This window comes from Streptomyces sp. NPDC058534 (assembly GCF_042717365.1).
Lineage (GTDB): Bacteria > Actinomycetota > Actinomycetes > Streptomycetales > Streptomycetaceae > Streptomyces.
Map to the genome: position 1 here is coordinate 35,620 of NZ_JBHXNW010000023.1, position 17,245 is coordinate 52,864.

A 17,245-nucleotide genomic window follows, 5' to 3' on the forward strand; every position below is an offset into this window, starting at 1 on the left:
GGCCCAGACGACGGTGTGCCCCTGCGAGCAAGGCCGGGGACGGACGGTCGGAGCGGCTGATCCACGGCGCCTTCACGGGGCGTCTGCCGCTTCGTTCGCCGATTCCGTTCAGGAGTAGGTGATCTCGACCTCGTCGGTGAGGGGCACGGCCTGACAGGCCAGCACATACCCTTCCGCGATGTCCTGGTCGTCCAGGATCTCGTTGCGGAGCATCTTCACCTCACCCGCCACGACCCGGCAGGTGCAGGCGCTGCACGCGCCCTCCCGACAGGAGTACGGGGCCTCGACCCCCGCTGCCAGGAGCACGTCGAGCAGCGGAGTCCCCGGCGGCCAGACGGCGGTGCGGGTCTCGCCGTCGAGTTCCACCTCCACCGTGCTGCCTCCCTCGACGGGCCCGCACTCCCCGGCTGCGGGTGCCGGCGCCGGCGCGTCGAAGACGTCCCCGCTCAAGGAGAAGAACCGCTCGCGGTGGATCCGGCCGCCAGGCGTGCCGAGTGCGCGCAGACACTGCTCGGCGGAGTCCATCATCGGCCCCGGACCGCAGACGAACACCTCGCGGTCGGCGTACGGCGCGAGCGCGGCGGACAGCCGGTCGGCGACGGGCAGGCCCTGGAGGGACTCCAGCCAGTGGATCGCCAGGAGCCGGTCCGGGTGTTCCTCGCTCAGCTCCCGCAGCTCGTCGCGGAAGATGACCGAGGTCTCGTCGCGGTTGGCGTACAGGAGCGTCACCCGTCCCCCTCCCCTCGCCAGGGCCGACTTGGTGATCGACAGCACCGGGGTGATGCCGCTGCCCCCGGCGACGAGCAGCAGGTCCGCGTCGAGATCCGAGGGGGTGAAAGTACCGGCCGGCGGCAACACCTCCAACTCGTCCCCCGCCACCACCCGGTCGCACACCCAGTTGGAGCCGTATCCGCCCGCCACCCGCTTGACGGTGACCTTCAACGGCTCACCGGTGTGCGGTGAACTGGCGAGGGAATAACAGCGGGCAACCGCCTCTCCGCCCGCCCCCGGCAGCTTCAGGGTGAGGAACTGCCCGGGCCGGTAGGCGAAGCGGCCGGTGCTCTCCGGCGGTGTCCGGAGCACCAGGGAGTACGCGTCGGCCGTCTCGGCGATCACCTCGACGACGCGCAGCCGGTGCGTACGCGCCCCGGCCGTCGGTTCAGGCACGGGTGACCTCCAGGCTGCCCACCGTGACCGCGCGGTCGATACTCTCCCGCAGCGCCCGGCAGGTGCGTATCCGGGCGCTGGTCTCGCCCTCGGCCACCCGGCTTCGGAACTCCGTACAGACGACGGCCGCTTCAGCGGTCCACTGCACGGAGGTGTGCGCCAGACTGAACTTCTCGCAGAGGACCTGGTTACCGCAGGTCGCGCACTCCACCGGCTGCATGTCAGACTCCGGTCTCTGTCCGAGCGGTGCGGCGGGCCAGGTTCTCCTCGACCTCCGCGCGCCAGGTCTTGTTGGCCCGCTCGGTGTCGATCTCGAACTCGAACCGTCGAGTCATCTCGTCCTTGACGTCGGCGACGTCCAGGTAGAACTGCTCGTACCAGCGGCGCAGCTGGTAGACCGGTCCGTCCTCCTCGGTCAGCAGCGGGTTGTCGATCCGGGTCTTGTTGCGCCAGATCTCGATGTCCTGCTCAAAACCGGTCTCCACTCCCCGGATCAGGCTCCGAGTGGCCTCGGCCGCCTCCTCGTCGGTCATGCCGGGCAGCTTCTTGACGATCGCCCCGTACTGGAGCATGAAGCTGTCGGCGGTGATCGGGTAGTGACTGTTGATCAGCACGATCTCCATCTCGATGCCGGGAGCCACCTCGGTCCACATGTGGTCGACCATGTAGGAGGGACCGTAGTACGAGGCGTCGGAACGCAGCGGAGAACTGAGGTTCCCCAGATCCATGTCACCCCGCGGGGCGCTCTCCATGTACTGGGTGGCGACGTGCCCGTCGAAGACGTTCTTGAAGTACGTCGGGAACGCGTAGTGGACGTAGAAGAAGTGCGCCATGTCCACGACGTTGTCCACGATCTCGCGGCAGTTCGAGCCCTCCACCCGTGCCGCCTTCCAGGTCCAGTCGCTCCACTGGTCCGCCTCCGGGCCATGGACGCCCGCGATCTCTGGGACGGTGACCTCGGGCGGCGCGGGGTTGCCCTCGGGATCGTTCCAGACGAAGAGCTGCTTGTTGCGTTCCAGCGTGCTCCACGCGCGGGTGCGGGCGCGCGGCGGGACCCTGCGGGCGTACGGGATGCCGGCACAGCGGCCATTGCCCGACCAGCGCCAGTCGTGGAACGGACAGGCGACGGAGTCGCCCTTGACGGTGCCGTGGGCGAGGTTTCCGCCCATGTGGGGACAGTAGGCGTTCAGGACGTGCAGCTTGCCGTCGTCCTGGCCCTGGAAGACGACGAGCTTGGTACCGAAGGCCTCGATTTCGTGCGGCTTTCCGTCCTTGAAGGACTCGGCCAGGCCGAGACAGTGCCATCCGCGGGCGAACCGGGTGGGCAGTCCCGCTGCTTCGATGACCCGGACTTCTTGGTTGGTTGCTGTCATGCGTGATCCTCCACGTCCTTGTGGTGATGGCGCCCGGCGCTGGTCCCCTGGCTCAGTTCTGTGCGGCCAGTTCCACGGCGATGTCGATGAGCTGGTCCTCCTGGCCGCCGACGAGGCGTCGCTCGCCCGCGCGCAGGAGGATCTCGGCGCCCGAGACGCCGTAGCGCTCGGCCTGTCGGTAGGCGTGCTTGAGGAAACTGGAGTAGACCCCGGCGTGGCCCATCAGCAGGGCGAGCCGGTCGAGTCGGCACTCGTCGTCCATCACCGGGCGGACGGCGTCCTCCGCCGCGTCGATGATCTTGAGAACGTCGATGCCGGTGCGGATGCCCATCTTGGCGCAGACCGCGACCAGCGCCTCGACGGCGGTGTTGCCCGCGCCCGCGCCGAGGCGGCGGGTGGATCCGTCGATCTGCAGGGCGCCGGCCTCGACGGCCGCGATGGAGTTCCCGGTGCCGAGGGCCAGGTTCTCGTGTCCGTGGAAACCGACCTGGGCGTCATCGCCGAGCTCGGCCACCAGGGCCGCTACCCGCGAGGTGACGTCGTCCATGACCATGGCGCCGGCCGAGTCGACGACGTACACGCACTGGCAGCCCGCGTCGGCCATGATCCGGGCCTGACGCGCCAGGTTCTCCGGGGTGGTGGAGTGGGCCATCATAAGGAAGCCGACGGTCTCCAGGCCCATCTCGCGGGCGAGCCCGAAGTGCTGGATCGCGATGTCGGCCTCGGTGCAGTGGGTGGCGATGCGGCAGATGCTCGCGCCGTTGCCGTGGGCGGCCCGGATGTCGTCCTTGACGCCGAGTCCGGGGAGCATCAGGAAGGCGATCCTCGCCTGCCGCGCGGTGTCCACCGCGATCTTGATCAGCTGCTGCTCGGGGGTCCTGGAGAAGCCGTAGGTGAAGGACGAGCCGCCGAGCCCGTCGCCGTGCGTCACCTCGATGACCGGAACGCCGGCGTCGTCGAGGGCCGCGACGACGGACCGGACGTCCTCGCCCGTGAACTGGTGCCGCTTGGCGTGTGAACCGTCGCGCAGCGAGGAGTCGGTGATGCGGATGTCGAGAGTGTCCGAGTATGCGGAGTAGGGCATGGGAGGGTGCTCCTTACGCGCCCGGCGTGAGGAGCGCCTTGGCGAACTCCTCGCCGACCTTGGTGGCGGCGGCGGTCATGATGTCGAGGTTTCCGGCGTACGGCGGCAGGTAGTCGCCCGCGCCCTCCACCTCCAGGAAGATCGCGACACGGGCCATACCGTCGTTCTCGGGGCGCGGAGCGTCGAACTGCGGCTCGGTACGCAGCCGGTAGCCGGGCACGTAGGTGGCGACCTGCTCGGCGATCTCCTTGACGGACTGGGTGATCGCGGCCCGGTCGGCGTCTTCGGGGATCGCGCAGAAGACGGTGTCGCGCATGATGACGGGTGGCTCGGCGGGGTTGAGGATGATGACGGCCTTGCCGCGCTCGGCGCCCCCGATGGTCTCGATGCCGCGGGAGGTGGCGCGGGTGAACTCGTCGATGTTGGCCCGGGTTCCGGGTCCGGCGGAGACGGAGGCCACCGAGGCGACGATCTCCGCGTACGCCACGGGGACCACCCGGGAGACCGCGTACACCATGGGGATGGTGGCCTGACCGCCGCAGGTGATCATGTTGACGTTCGGCTTGTCCAGGTGCTCGTGCAGATTGGCGGGCGGGACGACGGCGGGACCGACGGCCGCCGGGGTGAGGTCTACGGAGCGGATGCCGAGCTCCGCGTAACGCGGGGCGTTGGCCCGGTGGACGTAGGCGGACGTGGCCTCGAAGACGATGTCGGGGAGCTCGTCCTGGGCGAGGAGCCGGTCGACGCCCTCATGGCTTGCCTTCAGGCCGGCGTCGCGGGCGCGGGCCAGGCCCTCGCTGCCTGGGTCGACACCGATCATCCAGCGCGGTTCGACGAGCTCGGAACGGAGCAGCTTGTAGAGCAGATCGGTGCCGATGTTGCCGGATCCGACGATCGCGGCACTCGCCTTGGTCTTGGTGGTCATCATCACCTCAGATGAACGAGAGGGAGACCGGGCCCAGCCCGGTGAACTCGGCGGTGAAGGTCTGGCCGGCCGTCACGTCGACGGCCCGGGTGCACGAGCCGGGCAGCACCACATGCCCCTTCCGCAGAGGCACGCCGAAGCGGGCCACTGTGCGGGCGAGCCAGGCGACGGAGACGGCCGGGTCGCCGAGCACAGCGTCGCTGCGGCCTTCGGCCAGCAGCTCACCGCCGCCTGTGAGCCGCGCGTCGATCGCCTTGAGATCCAGCTCGCGGGGGGCGCGGCCCTCGCCGATGACGTAGCCGGCGGAGGAGGCGTTGTCCGCGATGGTGTCGGCGATGGTGATCCGCCAGTCGCGGATTCTGCTGTCGATCAACTCCAGGGCGGGCACAACGCGTTCGGTGGCGGCGAGCACGTCCGCAGGGGTGCAGTTCTCGCCCGGCAGGTCGTCTCCGAGGACGAAGCCGACCTCGACCTCGATGCGCGGGTAGCAGTAGTGGGCGACGGGAACGGGGCGGTCCGGGCTCAGCTCCATGTCATCGAGCAGGTGGCCGTAGTCCGGTTCGTTCACGCCCATCATCCGCTGCATGACGGAGGACGACAGGCCGACTTTGTGACCGTACACCTCGGCCCCGGTGTCGACGCGACGCCGGATGTTGATGAGCTGGATCTCGTACGCATCCACGGTGTCGATCTCCGGGAATGCCTCGGTCAGCGGGGCGACCGGCGTACGGCGGTGCTCGGCGGAGCGCAGGATCTCCGCCGCGTGCTGCCTCTGGGGGTCCGTGAGCATGGGGGTCCTCTGCGGTGCGTTGGACTGTCCCGGGAGGCTACGCACGGTGCTCTCCAAGCGGTGAGCGCCAATTCCCGCTGACCGGGAAAGGTGCGTCGCGACGACGCGAACGGCACCGAGAGCCGGGGTCCGCGGCTCCCGGGGCCGTTGAAGGAGACTGCGCCTTTGACGGCGGGTCGGCGGGTCCGTGATCGCTGCCAGTCGACACCTCCCGCGGCGAGCGGACCGCTGCTATCTTCCGCCTAACAAACGTTTGGCCGACGCTCGCGGACTGACTGCCGCTCCCCGGCCCGCTTCCGCCCCTCCCCAATCCGCCCGGGCAGGACCCCCTTCTCCCCCATGGAGCAGATCTGATGCGTGCAACCCGTATCCGGCGTGCGACCGCCGTGCTGGTCTCCGTCGTCTCCCTCGTTGGTCTCCCGTACGGCGCCGTGGCCGACACCCCGGCGCAGGCCGCCGCCGTCGTCCCGTACGGCGCCGGCCCGGCCACCACCTCGTCCGTCCGACACATCGCGCTCCAGGGTGCGGTCAACGTCCGCGATCTCGGCGGCTACCGCACCGACCGGGGTCGTCATGTTCGCCACGGCCGCGTGTTCCGGGCCGATGCTCTCAACAAGCTGACCGACGCGGACGTCGCGACCCTGTCCGAGCTGGGCCTGCGCACCGTGGTGGACTTCCGCGTCCCGCCGGAGGTGGAACGGGACGGTGCCGACCGCCTTCCGGAAGGCCTCACCGTGACCTCCCGGTCCGTGAACGACCTGGGGTTGTACGGCAGGATCATGGCGGCCATCGGTTCCAAGGACCCGGTGAGGCAGCAGGAGATGCTCGGCGGCGGCAAGGCGGAGCGGCTGATGCGGGACATCTACCGCAGCTTCGTCACCACCCCGGAGAGCCGCCGTCAGTTCGCCGAGACCCTGCGGGACATCGCGTACCACAAGCGGTCCCCCCTGCTGTACCACTGCACCTCGGGCAAGGACCGCACCGGCTGGATGAGCTATCTCCTCCTGCGTGCCGTCGGTGTCCCGTCCGACACCGCCGAGCAGGACTACCTGCTCTCCAACGACATCCGCGCGGAGGCCGACCGCAGGACCCGCGAGGGGCTGAAGCAGGCCGGTTACATGGAGAATCCCGAGCTGCTCCTCCCCCTGCAGGAAGTCCGGCGGAGCTACCTCGCCGCGGCCCTCGACCAGGCCGAGGACGACTACGGCAGCTTCCACGGCTATCTCACCGAAGGCCTCGGCCTCGACAAGCCGACCCTGGCGAAGCTCCGCGCGCGGCTGGTGCGGTGACCGGTCCCCGCCGGACGTGTCCCGCCGGAGCGGTCGCATCCCGGCGGGACATCGGCCTTGCGCGGCCACTTGTGGCCACGGGAGCGCCAAAGGCACTCGACGACGGTGACGTTGGCTTGGCGGCCGCCCTCGCACATCGTCTGCAGGCCGTAGCGGCCGCCGGGTCGGCGCCCGAGCGCTCCATCAGCGCCGTGAGCACATGCGCGCCGAGGCCGGCCCTGACCTGGACCGAACACGGCTCGTGGTACCCGGCGGCCGTCCGGGCCGCCGCGCCCCGGCCCGGATGACGGCACCTGGCGGCTCACCGGGTCCAAGGAGTACGTGCTGCACGGAGCCGAGGCCGATGCGCTGCTCGTGACAGGCCGAACGGGGGCCGGTGTCTGCTCTTCCAGGTGCCCGTCGACGCCGCGGGTGTGCGCCGTGCCGCAGCGGTCACCATGGATCAGGCCCGGGTGCAGGCGCGCATCGTGCTCGACGGGGCCGAGGGCCGGGCCATCGGCGCGGAGGGCGACGGCGGTCGTATCCTGCGCCACGTACTGGACCTGGCCTGCACGGCGCTCGCCGCCGAGCAGGTCGGCGCGGCCGAGCGCTGCCCGGAGCTCACGGTCGGCCACGCCATGGAGCGCATCCGGTCCGGTCGCCCGGTCGGCTCCTTCCAGGCGGTCAGGCACCGGCCGGCGGACGCTTACGTGCTGGTGGAGTCGGTGCGGTCGGTCGACGACGTGGCGGCACGGAGATCGCGGAATCGGCCGCCGTCCTGCTCGCGGCACCGCCACGTACATCACCGGCGCCGGACCGGCGGGAGCGGAGTGAGGAAACGGGCCGGGCTCTACGAACGCTTCCGCTCCAACTCCTCGACGTCGGCCAGCATCGCCTCGGCCAGGTCGCGCTCCGCGGCGTAGTAGCGCTCCGCCCACTTGAGGGTGAGCCGCGGATATGCCCACCCCTCCTCGCCACGGGTGCGCTCGGCGTCGGCCTCGGCCCGCTGTCGCATCGTCTCGGCATGCTCCCGGTGCCGTCCGAGCACCTCACGCAGCGGCTCCGGCTCCGCCAGATGGCCGAGCCAGAGCCTCAGCATGACACCGTGCTTGAGCACCGGCGGCTCCACCGGGGCCTCCCTCACCCAGGTGCGGACGGCTGCCATCCCGTCGCCGGTGATCCGGTAGACGCGCTTGTCGCGGTTGCCCGTCTCCTGGGCGACCATGCGCGACGTCACGTAGTCCGCCTTCTCCAACCGCTTGAGCTCACCGTAGATCTGGCTGAAGGACGGGCTCCAGTAGAAGAAGCGCAGCGACCGGTCCGACCACTTCTTCAGGTCGTACCCCGACAGCTCCTCACCGAAGGAGAGCAGTCCGAGCACCGCCCAACTGGTCGCGGGAAGTGCCGGTGGCACCGAGTCCCCGGCCGGTGCGCTGTTGCTCGACCTGTTCTCCGTCACGCAGCGCAGTCTATGGCGCGACGAGTACGGGCAGCCCCTTGTACCTCACCGGGTCGGCCGTGCCGGTCGTCAGCGGAGGATTCCCGTCGCGAAGTCGCTGCGGAAGTAGAGAAGCGGGGTGCCGTCCTCGCGGGCGGTGAGCTCCAGGACACGGGCGATGACGACGTAGTGGTCGCCGGCCTCGACGACGCTCTGGACGGCGCAGTCGATGTGGGCGAGGGCCCCGTCGATGTGGACGGCGCCGTTCCGGGACAGGGACCACTCCACTTCGGCGAACTTGTCGCCGCCCCTGCGGCCGAGAGCCGCGCAGACGTCTCTCTGGTCGTCCGCGAGGATGGAGATGCCGAACCGGCCGGCGGCCTCGACCTGGGGCCAGCTGGACGACGCACGCCCGATGCAGATCAGGACGAGCGGCGGGTCGAGGGAGAGGGAGGCGAACGACTGGCAGGCGAGGCCCACCGGTCTGCCGTCCTCGCCGGCCGAGGCGACCACCGTGACGCCGGAGGGGAACTGTCCCAGGACATTGCGGAAGTGGTCCGCGTCGATGCGTTCGCGGGTGTCCTGGTATCGCTCCCCGGAAGATCGCGGCATCAGCCGTTCCATTCGCTTGGCCCTTCAGTGGGTGAAGAAGTCGATGGCGAGCCGGTTGAACTCGTCGAACTTCTCGGACTGGGCCCAGTGGCCGCAGTGCGGAAAGATGTGCAGCCGGGCGTCCGGGATCGCCTTCAGGGCGAGGAACGCGCCGTCGACCGGGTTCACCCGGTCCTCGCGGCCCCAGGTGAGCAGCACCGGCTGGGTGAGGCGGTGGGCTTCGCGCCACAGCATGACGCGGTCCGCCCAGGCGGGGTTGGCGAACGCGGCGCCCATGCGGGCCGCGCCGAGCCGGGCCGCGGGGTCGGTGGCCTGTGCGTACCGCTCCTCCAGGAAGTCGTCGGTGACGATGGAGGGGTCGTACGCGAGAGTGGTGAGGAAGGTGCGCATCTGCTCGCGGGTGGGCTCCGGGGAGGAGTTGAACGCGAAGAGGTGCTTGATGCCCTCGGTCGGGTCGGCTGCGAAGAGGTTGAAGGAGATCCCGCCGGGGCCCATGAGCAGCAGTCTGCTCGCCTTGGCCGGGTGGTCCAGCGCCAGCCTGGTCGCCGTGCCGCCGCCGAGGGAGTTGCCGATGAATCCGGCCTGTTCGATGCCGAGTTCGTCCATGAGCGCGGCGACGGCGTTCGCGCTGTACGTGAAGTAGTCGGTGTCCGGCTCGGGCTTGTCGGACCTGCCGAAGCAGGGCTGGTCGACGAGGAGGGTGCGCAGGCCGGCCTCCGCGAAGGGGGTTAGGTTCCGGCCGTAGTTGGACCAGGCGGAGGCGCCGGGACCACCGCCGTGCAGCATGATCACCACGGGCGCGTCCTCGGGGCCCGCCGCGTGGTAATGGAGGGTGAGACCGCCCGCTTTGACGGTGCGGGACGTGGAGTCGTGGTCGTACGTCACAGCATCGTGTCCTTCGTCTCCAGGCCGAGGGCGATCTGGCCGGCCAGGGCCAGGGCACGCTCCGGGTCGTTGGCGGCGTGGCCGCGGCCGGTGTGTACGTCGCGCCAGGCGCGCTGGACCGGGTGGGGGCCGGTGCGCATGGCGTTGCCGCCCGCGTTCTCCATCAGCAGGTCCACGGCCGCTGTGCAGCGCTCGGTGGCGAGCACCTGGTCGCGACGGGTTCGTGAGCGCAGCTCCATGGGCAGCTCCGTACCGCGCTCGGCGAGGGCGTACAGGTCGGCGATGTTGCGGCGGAGCAGCAGCCAGGCGGCGTCGATGTCGCCGCCGGCACGGGCGATGCGAACCTGTGCGAACGGGTCCTCGGCCACTTTCTGACCGTAGGAGACGCGGAAGCGTTCGCGAGTGGCGGTCACATGGGCGTCGTAGGCACCCTGGGCGATGCCGGTGATCGGGGTGGAGATCGCGGTGGTGAAGAGGGAGGCGTACGGGAGCCGGTAGACGGGCTCGGGGTTGACGGCGTGGCCGGGTACGTCGAGGGCGGTGACCGGCCCGAAGCTGAGTGCGCGGTGCTCGGGGACGAACACGTCGTCCACGACGATGTCGTTGGAGCCGGTGCCTCGCAGCCCGGTGGTGTCCCACACGTCGTCGATGCCGTACTCGGAACGCGGGATCAGGAAGGTACGCAGGTCGACGGGCTTGCCCTCGGCATCCGTGACCACGCCCCCGAGCAGCGCCCACGCGCAGTGGTCGCAGCCGGAGGAGAAGTGCCAGCGGCCGGAGACTCGGAAACCGCCGTCGGCGGCGGTGATCCTGCCGGTGGGCGCGTACGAGGAGCAGATGCGGGTGTCGGCCCGCTCACCGTGCTCGCCCCACACCTCGGCCTGCGCCTTCCGGTCGTACAGGGCGACGTGCCAGGGGTGGACGCCGACGACGGAGGCGACCCAGCCGGTGGAGCCGCAGGCCTGGGCGATCTCGCGGACGGCGTCGTAGAAGACGGTGGGGTCGGCGGCGAAGCCACCGAACCGCTTCGGCTGGAGCAGCCGGAAGAAGCCGGTGGCGGCGAGTTCCTTGACACTGACCTCAGGAACCTTGCGCAGGGCCTCGGCCTCGACCGCGCGTGCGCGGAGCGCCGGGGTCAGGGCGCGGACCGCGGCGAGAACCGCGGTGCCGGAGCCTTCGCTCATGTGTCCCTCCCGGGGAGCTGTGACGGGGCGGTGTGCTCCGCCGGAGGGGGCACGCTACGGGGCCGGTCGGCGGGTTGGCAGGAACGTAGGACGCGGGCGGGCGAGTGAAGAAGGGGGTGTTCCCGCTGAGCGGGAAGCGGGCCGGAGCAGGACGGCGGGCGGTCACGAACGGGCTTGGTGTTTCGGTCCGAAATACCTTCTGCCGACTCCTTCCCTCTCGCGCGGGTGGCGTGGCATGGTCGGTTCAGTAGCGAAGACATGCGCGACATCACGGACGTATCCCATGGAACCAGGGGGTTTGCTGTGCTTGACGAGGCAGCGGCGGACGGCCGGGCCGGGCTCACCCCTCGGAAAGACAGCGGGCCGGCAGTCCCGGCACCCGTCTCGGCATCCCCGGCACCCGCACCGGAGGTCGCTCCCCTGTCGCTCCTGAGGAAGGCCGAGAAGGTGCTCGCCGCCTTCGACGGCACGGCCCCCTGGCTCTCCCTCACCGAGGTGATCCGCCGCTCCGGTCTTCCCCGCTCCTCCGCCCACCGCATCCTCGATCAGCTGGTACAGCTGCGCTGGCTGGAGCGCGAGGGCCGGGACTACCGCATGGGCATGCGCATCCTGGAGCACGGCGGGCTCGCCGCACACCACAACCGACTGCTCCGCGCGGCCCTGCCCAAGCTGGACGCACTCCACGAGGCGACCGGCAAGCTGGTGCAGCTGTACGTGCTGGACGACATCGAGGTGGTCTGTCTGGAGCGCATCGGTTCCCTCGACGCCCATGTCGTGCCCACCCGCGTCGGCGCCCGCCTCCCCGCCCACTGCACCGCCGCGGGCAAGGCCGTGCTCGGCTTCGGCGACCCGGCCGGCGTGGAGCGGGTGGTGGAGGCCGGCCTCCACCCGAGGACGCACCGCACGGTGACGCACCCGAGCCTCTTCCGCACGGAACTGATGTCCGTACGCGACCGGGGCATCGCGTACGACCTGGAAGGAACCTACCCGGGCCTGATGTGCGCCGCGGTTCCGCTGCGGGGCGCGGGGCGGGCGATCGCCGCTGTCTCCGTGTCGTCGATGGGCGGCCACCGCACCCTGGAGCGGCTGGCTCCGCTGCTCCAGTCGTGCGCCCGGTCGATCTGGACCGAGCTGTACGGCCCGGGGCGAGCGGCCCGGTTCGCACCGCCGGTGGAGGCGCCGCCGGCGGCGGTTCCGGTACCGATGGACACCATCATGGACTTGGCGCGGCCGGACAGCTGGATGTAACCGCGGGTCCCTGGTGGAGCGGGGGGACGGAATCCCGCTGACCGGGAACTGCTCGCTGCGCCGCACCTCCCCTGCCTGCCAGTCTCCAACCGGCCGTAGTTCCATGCCCGCGCCCGGAGGGCGGGGGCGGCAGGGAGGACGTGACGAATCATGAGCGGCGCGCAGACGATCGCCCGGCTCGCGGACTGGGCGGCGGACAGGTACGGGGACGAGGAGGCCCTCGTCTTCGGCGGGGACCGCTGGACGTTCGCACAGCTTCGCCACCGGGTCGCCCGGACGGCTCGGGCGGTGATGGCGCAGGGAGTGCGCCCCGGCGACTCGGTCGCCGTGTGGGCGCCCAACAGCGCTCGCTGGGTGGTGGCCGCGCTGGGAGCGGTGGCGGCGGGCGCGGTACTGGTGCCGTTGAACACCCGTTACAAGGCGGCCGAGGCCGCCGACATCCTGCACCGCTCCCGCACCCGTCTCCTGTTCACCGAGCACGACTTCCTGGGCACGGACTACCGGGCGCTGCTCGCGGACTCGGGGGCGGAACTCCCGCTCCTGGAGCGGACGGTGGCCCTCCACTGTCCGGAGTGGCCCCGCTTCCTGTCGGGTGCGGACCGGGTGACCGAGAAAGAGCGACTGGCCCGCACCACCGCCGTCCGCCCCACCGACACGGCCGACATCCTTTTCACCTCCGGCACCACCGGCCGCCCCAAAGGCGTCCCCACCACCCACGGGCAGAACCTGCGCGTCTACGACGCCTGGGCCCGCGCGGTCACCCTCCAGCACGGCGACCGCTACCTCCTGGTGAACCCGTTCTTCCACACCTTCGGCTACAAGGCCGGCATCATCGCCTGCCTGCTGTACGGCGCCACGATCGTCCCGGAGCAGGTCTTCGACGCGGAGACCGTCCTCGGCCGGATGCGGGACGAGCGGATCTCCGTCCTGACCGGCGCCCCCACGGTCTTCACCTCGCTCATCCACCACCCCGAGCGCGAGGCCTACGACCTCACCTCGATGCGGATGGCCGTCACGGGCGCGGCGAACATCCCCACCGAACTCATCGAACAGATACGGACGTGCATCGGCGCGCGGAACATCAACACCGCGTACGGACTGACCGAGTCGACGGGCGTGGTCACGATCTGCGAACCGCACGAGTCCACGCAGACCCTGGCCCACACCTCCGGAACCGCCCTGGAGGGCACCGAGCTGCGCGTCGACGCACCGCCCGGAGAACCCGGCGAGATCCTCACCCGCGGATACCACGTGATGCACGGCTACCTGGACGACCCCGAGGCCACCGCCGAGGCCGTCGACGCGGACGGCTGGCTGCACACCGGGGACGTCGGCGTGCTGGACGACCGCGGGTTCCTGCGGATCACGGACCGCCTGAAGGACATGTTCGTGGTGGGCGGGTTCAACGTGTACCCGGCCGAGGTGGAACAGGTGCTGCGCGGCCACCCGGCCGTCTCGGACGCGGCGGTCGTGGGCGCACCGGACGGACGGCTCGGCGAGGTCGGCGTCGCGTACTGCGTACCGGTGGCCGGGGCCCGGATCGACGCGGCGGAACTGACCGCGTACACGCGTGAGCGCCTCGCCAACTTCAAGGCCCCACGCGCCTTCCACTCCGTGACGGGACTCCCGCACAACGCGGCGGGCAAGGTCGACAAGGGCGCCCTGCGACGGCTGTCCCAGCACACGACGGCGTGAGGACATCCCCGTCGCGGACGGGGCCCGTCGCGGGCCGAACGAACACCTCTCACTTCCTTCGGGCACCTGTCAGGAGTCGGAAAATGAGCGACACCAGCAACACCCCCGAGTACGTCGACGTCGTGGTCGTCGGCGCGGGCGTCACCGGCCTGTACGCCGTGCACAGGCTGCGCGGCCTCGGCTACACCGTGCGCGGCTTCGAGCGCGGGGACGACGTGGGCGGCGTCTGGTACTGGAACCGCTACCCGGGTGCCCGCTGCGACGTGGAGTCCGTGGACTACTCGTACTCCTTCGACGAGAGCCTCCAGCAGGAATGGGACTGGAGCGAGAAGTACGCCACCCAGCCGGAGATCATGCGCTATCTGCGCCATGTCGCCGACCGCTCCGACATCCGCCGCAGCTACACCTTCTCCACCTCGGTGACCTCGGCCGAACTGGACGAGGAGACGCTGCGCTGGACGGTGCGCACGGACGGCGGCGAGGTGCTGTCGGCCCGGTTCTGCGTGTTCGCGGTCGGCTGCCTCTCCAGCACCCACCGCCCCGGGACACCGGGCATCGAGGGGTTCGCCGGTGCGACGTACCACACCGGCGAATGGCCGCACGACGGCGTGGACTTCACCGGCCTGCGGGTCGGCGTGATCGGCACCGGCTCCTCCGGCATCCAGTCCATCCCGCTGATCGCCCGGCAGGCCGCGCACCTGACCGTCTTTCAGCGCAGCGCCAACTACAGCATCCCGGCCGGCAACAAGCCGTTGGACGAGGAGACCCGTCGGGAACAGAAGGCCGGGTACGCCGAGAGGCGCCGTCTGTCGCGGCTCAGCGGCGGCGGCTCGCCGCACACGGCGCACCCGGCGAGGACGCTGGAGGTGAGCGAGGAGGAGCGGCGGGCCGCCTTCGAGAGGCGCTGGGAGCTGGGCGGCGTCCTGTACTCCAAGACGTTTCCCGACCAGCTCACCGACCGGGCGGCCAACGACGCGGCACGCGAGTTCTGGGAGGAGAAGGTCCGCGCCCGGATCGACGACCCGGCCGTCGCAGACCTCCTCGTCCCCACCGACCACCCGATCGGCACCAAGCGCATCGTGACCGACTCGGCCTACTACGAAACGTACAACCGCGACAACGTACGCCTGCTCGATCTGCGCGGGAACGCGATCGAGCGGATCGACGAGCGCGGGATCGTGCTGGCGGACGGCGAGCACGTCGCGCTGGACGCGATCGTCTTCGCGACCGGCTTCGACGCGATGACCGGCGCGGTCGACCGCATCGAGGTGCGCGGCCGGGGCGGGCGCCTCCTCAAGGACGCCTGGAGCGCCGGCCCGCGCACCTATCTCGGCCTCGGCGTGAACGGCTTCCCGAACTTCTTCAACCTCACCGGCCCCGGCAGCCCGTCCGTCCTGGCCAATGTGGTCCTGGCGGGCGAGCAGCACGGCGAGTGGCTGGCCGACTGCCTGCGCCACCTCGACGAGCACGGGTACGTGGCCATCGAGGCGACCGGGCAGGCCGTGGACGCATGGGTCACCGAGTGCGCCGACCGCGCGGCGGCCACCCTGATGATGTCGGCGAACTCCTGGTACCTGGGTGCCAACATCCCGGGCAGGCCACGGGTGTTCATGCCGTTCGTCGGTGGGTTCGGTGTGTACGGCGAGATCATCACGGATGTCGCGGAGTCCGGGTACAAGGGGTTCGACCTGATCCCCGGCTGACGCGTCACACGGCTGTGAGCCCCGTCCTGTCCGGAGGACGGGGCTCACACATACGCACCCTTCGTCGGCGTGGTTCAGTCCACGCCGAGTGCCCTGCGGAGAGCGGTGAACGCGGTCTCGCAAGCGGCGGCCGCCTCGGGCAGGGCGGCGGCCATCGACAGGAAGCCGTGGAACATCCCGGCGTAGTGGTGGGCCTCCACGGGGACTCCGGCCGCGGCGAGGGCCGCGGCGTACGCCAGGCCCTCGTCCCGCAGGGGGTCGAGGCCGGCGGTGACGACGTAGGCCGGCGGGAGTCCGGACAGGTCGGCGCGGGCCGGCGGAGCGGCATACGGGTCGGCCCGGTCGGCGCGGTCCGGCAGGTAGCTGTCCCAGTACCAGCGCAGGTGGTCGGAGGTGAGGAAGTACCCCTGGCCGTTCTCCCGGTGGGAGGGCCGGGAGCGGCTGGGTTCGAGCATCGGGTAGTAGAGCGCCTGGCAGGCGATGCAGGGGCCGCGCCGGTCGCGTGCGGTCAGGGTGAGGACGGTGGCGAGATTGGCGCCCGCGCTGTCCCCGGCGACGGCGATCCGGCGGCCCGGGAACGTCTTCGCGGTCCACAACAGGGCCGTGTACGCGTCTTCGGGGGCGGCGGGGAAGGGGTGCTCGGGGGCGCGGCGGTAGTCCACGGATACGACAACCGCACCCGTGGCGTCGGCCATCGCCCGGCAGAAACCGTCATGGCTCTCGAGGTCGCACAGCACGAAGCCGCCGCCATGGCAGTACAGAACCACCGGGGCGTCCTCGTGGATTGCCTGGTCGTAGACGCGTACGGGGACGCCGTCCGCGTCCTCGTCCCGGACCCGGGCGACGGGCAGCGGGGGGACGGCGCGCCGGGGGCGGGCGGCGAAGAAGGCGCGCACCTCGGCGATGTCCGTCATCTCCGTCCCCAGCGGAGGGAAGTTGGCGGTGGCCAGGTCGATGACCGCCTGGACCTCGTGGCTGGGCCCGCTCACGCGTCCGCACCTCTCTGTGGGAAGACGGGCATCCGTCCGGCCGACGCCCCTCCGTCCACGGCGAGCTCGGCACCGGACAGGTACGACGAGTCGTCGGAGGCGAGGAAGGCGACCAGACGGGCGACCTCCTCGGGCTCCCCCATCCGTCCCAGCGGCGCGCCCGGGTGCTCCTTGGTCCCCAGGTGAGCGGTCATTCCCGTCGCGATGGCCCCCGGGTGCACGGAGTTGACCCGGATGCCGTCCGCGCCGAGCTCCAGCGCGGCCGTCTTGGTGAGGCCGCGCAGCCCCCACTTGGCGGCCCCGTACGCTCCGTGTCCCCACATACCCTGCAGGCCGGCCTGCGAAGAGATGTTGACGATGGAGCCGCCGCCGTTCGCCTGCATGGCCCCGGCGACGGCGCGTATGCCGAGGAACGGCCCGATCAGGTCGACCCTCAGGATCGCCTCCAGCCGGGCCGGATCCTCCTCGACGATGGGCGCGGTGGAATAGAGCGCGGCGTTGTTGACCAGTACGTCGAGCCGGCCGAAGCCGTCGACGGCAGCGGCCACCGCAGACTGCCATGCCTTCTCGTCGGTCACGTCGTGTCGTACGAAACAGGCGGCGGAGCCGAGGGACGCGGCCGCCGTCTCGCCCTCCGTCTCCAGTACGTCGGTGAGGACGACCTTCGCCCCGAGGGCGGCGAGCAGGCGGGCCTCGGCCTCGCCCATGCCGCGTGCCGCGCCGGTAACGAGCGCGACCTTTCCTGTCAGATCGACGGACATCAGCGGTTCTCCTGGTTGCGGATGCTCGAAAGGAGCCTCGTGTCGCGCCGACACGGGGTGCCCGTCGAGCCTGCCCGCACCAGTCCCTTCGGCGGCAGTGCCCCTTCCCGGTGAGTGGGAAGG

17 protein-coding genes are annotated in these 17,245 nt (G+C 70.8%); 5 read left to right on the top strand and 12 right to left on the bottom strand.

Annotation, left to right across the window (positions count from 1 at the left end; genetic code table 11):
* Positions 1-108: 108 nt before the first annotated feature.
* The 6 genes from ACFWR9_RS16620 to ACFWR9_RS16645 are packed head-to-tail and all read right to left on the bottom strand — an operon-like array spanning position 109 to position 5,339.
* The gene (locus ACFWR9_RS16620) at positions 109-1,167 is read right to left on the bottom strand and encodes a 2Fe-2S iron-sulfur cluster-binding protein (protein WP_383841979.1); all 1,059 of its coding nucleotides are present in this window, start codon (positions 1,165-1,167) and stop codon (positions 109-111) included.
* Positions 1,160-1,387: a hypothetical protein gene (locus ACFWR9_RS16625; protein WP_383841982.1), complete on the bottom strand. Its 228-nt coding sequence runs from the start codon at positions 1,385-1,387 to the stop codon at positions 1,160-1,162. Before ACFWR9_RS16625 ends, ACFWR9_RS16620 begins: the two co-directional genes overlap by 8 nt.
* A 1-nt stretch (position 1,388) precedes the next feature.
* Positions 1,389-2,540, bottom strand: coding sequence for a Rieske 2Fe-2S domain-containing protein (locus ACFWR9_RS16630; RefSeq protein ID WP_383841985.1), 1,152 nt, complete (start codon positions 2,538-2,540; stop codon positions 1,389-1,391).
* Positions 2,541-2,592: 52 nt separating this feature from the next.
* Positions 2,593-3,624 carry a 4-hydroxy-2-oxovalerate aldolase gene (gene dmpG, locus ACFWR9_RS16635; protein ID WP_383841988.1) on the bottom strand — a complete coding sequence of 344 codons (1,032 nt, stop codon included), beginning with the start codon at positions 3,622-3,624 and terminating at the stop codon, positions 2,593-2,595.
* A gap of 13 nt (positions 3,625-3,637) precedes the next feature.
* Complete coding sequence (locus ACFWR9_RS16640; protein WP_383842173.1) at positions 3,638-4,549, bottom strand: acetaldehyde dehydrogenase (acetylating); 912 nt, start codon at positions 4,547-4,549, stop codon at positions 3,638-3,640.
* A 7-nt stretch (positions 4,550-4,556) separates the two neighbouring features.
* The gene (locus ACFWR9_RS16645; protein ID WP_383841991.1) at positions 4,557-5,339 is read right to left on the bottom strand and encodes a 2-keto-4-pentenoate hydratase; all 783 of its coding nucleotides are present in this window, start codon (positions 5,337-5,339) and stop codon (positions 4,557-4,559) included.
* Between the two features lie 353 nt (positions 5,340-5,692).
* On the opposite strand from ACFWR9_RS16645, the gene ACFWR9_RS16650 reads away from it, so the two are divergent.
* Both ACFWR9_RS16650 and ACFWR9_RS16655 read left to right on the top strand, forming a co-directional pair.
* Positions 5,693-6,628 carry a tyrosine-protein phosphatase gene (locus ACFWR9_RS16650; protein ID WP_383841994.1) on the top strand — a complete coding sequence of 312 codons (936 nt, stop codon included), beginning with the start codon at positions 5,693-5,695 and terminating at the stop codon, positions 6,626-6,628.
* A 392-nt stretch (positions 6,629-7,020) separates the two neighbouring features.
* Positions 7,021-7,530: an acyl-CoA dehydrogenase family protein gene (locus tag ACFWR9_RS16655; RefSeq protein ID WP_383841997.1), complete on the top strand. Its 510-nt coding sequence runs from the start codon at positions 7,021-7,023 to the stop codon at positions 7,528-7,530.
* Here the strand turns inward: ACFWR9_RS16655 and ACFWR9_RS16660 are convergent.
* The 4 genes from ACFWR9_RS16660 to hsaA all read right to left on the bottom strand — a co-directional run bounded on the left by ACFWR9_RS16660 (position 7,458) and on the right by hsaA (position 10,726).
* Positions 7,458-8,066, bottom strand: a complete 609-nt coding sequence (locus ACFWR9_RS16660) for a PadR family transcriptional regulator (RefSeq protein ID WP_383842000.1) — start codon at positions 8,064-8,066, stop codon at positions 7,458-7,460. The two genes, ACFWR9_RS16655 and ACFWR9_RS16660, sit on opposite strands and share 73 nt — an antisense overlap.
* A gap of 69 nt (positions 8,067-8,135) precedes the next feature.
* On the bottom strand, positions 8,136-8,657 hold the full coding sequence (locus tag ACFWR9_RS16665) for a flavin reductase family protein (protein WP_383842003.1): 522 nt from the start codon (positions 8,655-8,657) through the stop codon (positions 8,136-8,138).
* A 24-nt stretch (positions 8,658-8,681) separates the two neighbouring features.
* A complete protein-coding gene (gene hsaD, locus ACFWR9_RS16670) occupies positions 8,682-9,542 on the bottom strand; it encodes a 4,5:9,10-diseco-3-hydroxy-5,9,17-trioxoandrosta-1(10),2-diene-4-oate hydrolase (RefSeq protein ID WP_383842005.1) in 861 nt (286 codons plus the stop codon).
* Positions 9,539-10,726, bottom strand: coding sequence for a 3-hydroxy-9,10-secoandrosta-1,3,5(10)-triene-9,17-dione monooxygenase oxygenase subunit (gene hsaA / locus ACFWR9_RS16675; RefSeq protein WP_383842008.1), 1,188 nt, complete (start codon positions 10,724-10,726; stop codon positions 9,539-9,541). The genes hsaD and hsaA overlap by 4 nt, the downstream gene beginning before the upstream one ends.
* 303 nt (positions 10,727-11,029) lie before the next feature.
* Here hsaA and ACFWR9_RS16680 point away from each other — a divergent pair, with 303 nt between their 5' ends.
* The 3 genes from ACFWR9_RS16680 (at position 11,030) to ACFWR9_RS16690 (ending at position 15,372) form a co-directional block, all read left to right on the top strand.
* On the top strand, positions 11,030-11,974 hold the full coding sequence (locus ACFWR9_RS16680) for an IclR family transcriptional regulator (RefSeq protein ID WP_383842011.1): 945 nt from the start codon (positions 11,030-11,032) through the stop codon (positions 11,972-11,974).
* A 150-nt stretch (positions 11,975-12,124) separates the two neighbouring features.
* On the top strand, positions 12,125-13,669 hold the full coding sequence (locus ACFWR9_RS16685) for a FadD3 family acyl-CoA ligase (RefSeq protein WP_383842014.1): 1,545 nt from the start codon (positions 12,125-12,127) through the stop codon (positions 13,667-13,669).
* Between the two features lie 83 nt (positions 13,670-13,752).
* Positions 13,753-15,372, top strand: a complete 1,620-nt coding sequence (locus tag ACFWR9_RS16690; RefSeq protein WP_383842017.1) for a flavin-containing monooxygenase — start codon at positions 13,753-13,755, stop codon at positions 15,370-15,372.
* Positions 15,373-15,446: 74 nt separating this feature from the next.
* On the opposite strand, the gene ACFWR9_RS16695 is transcribed toward ACFWR9_RS16690, so the two are convergent.
* Both ACFWR9_RS16695 and ACFWR9_RS16700 read right to left on the bottom strand, forming a co-directional pair.
* Positions 15,447-16,361 carry an alpha/beta hydrolase gene (locus tag ACFWR9_RS16695; RefSeq protein ID WP_383842020.1) on the bottom strand — a complete coding sequence of 305 codons (915 nt, stop codon included), beginning with the start codon at positions 16,359-16,361 and terminating at the stop codon, positions 15,447-15,449.
* The gene (locus tag ACFWR9_RS16700) at positions 16,358-17,122 is read right to left on the bottom strand and encodes an SDR family NAD(P)-dependent oxidoreductase (RefSeq protein WP_383842022.1); all 765 of its coding nucleotides are present in this window, start codon (positions 17,120-17,122) and stop codon (positions 16,358-16,360) included. The genes ACFWR9_RS16695 and ACFWR9_RS16700 overlap by 4 nt, the downstream gene beginning before the upstream one ends.
* Positions 17,123-17,245: the final 123 nt, after the last annotated feature.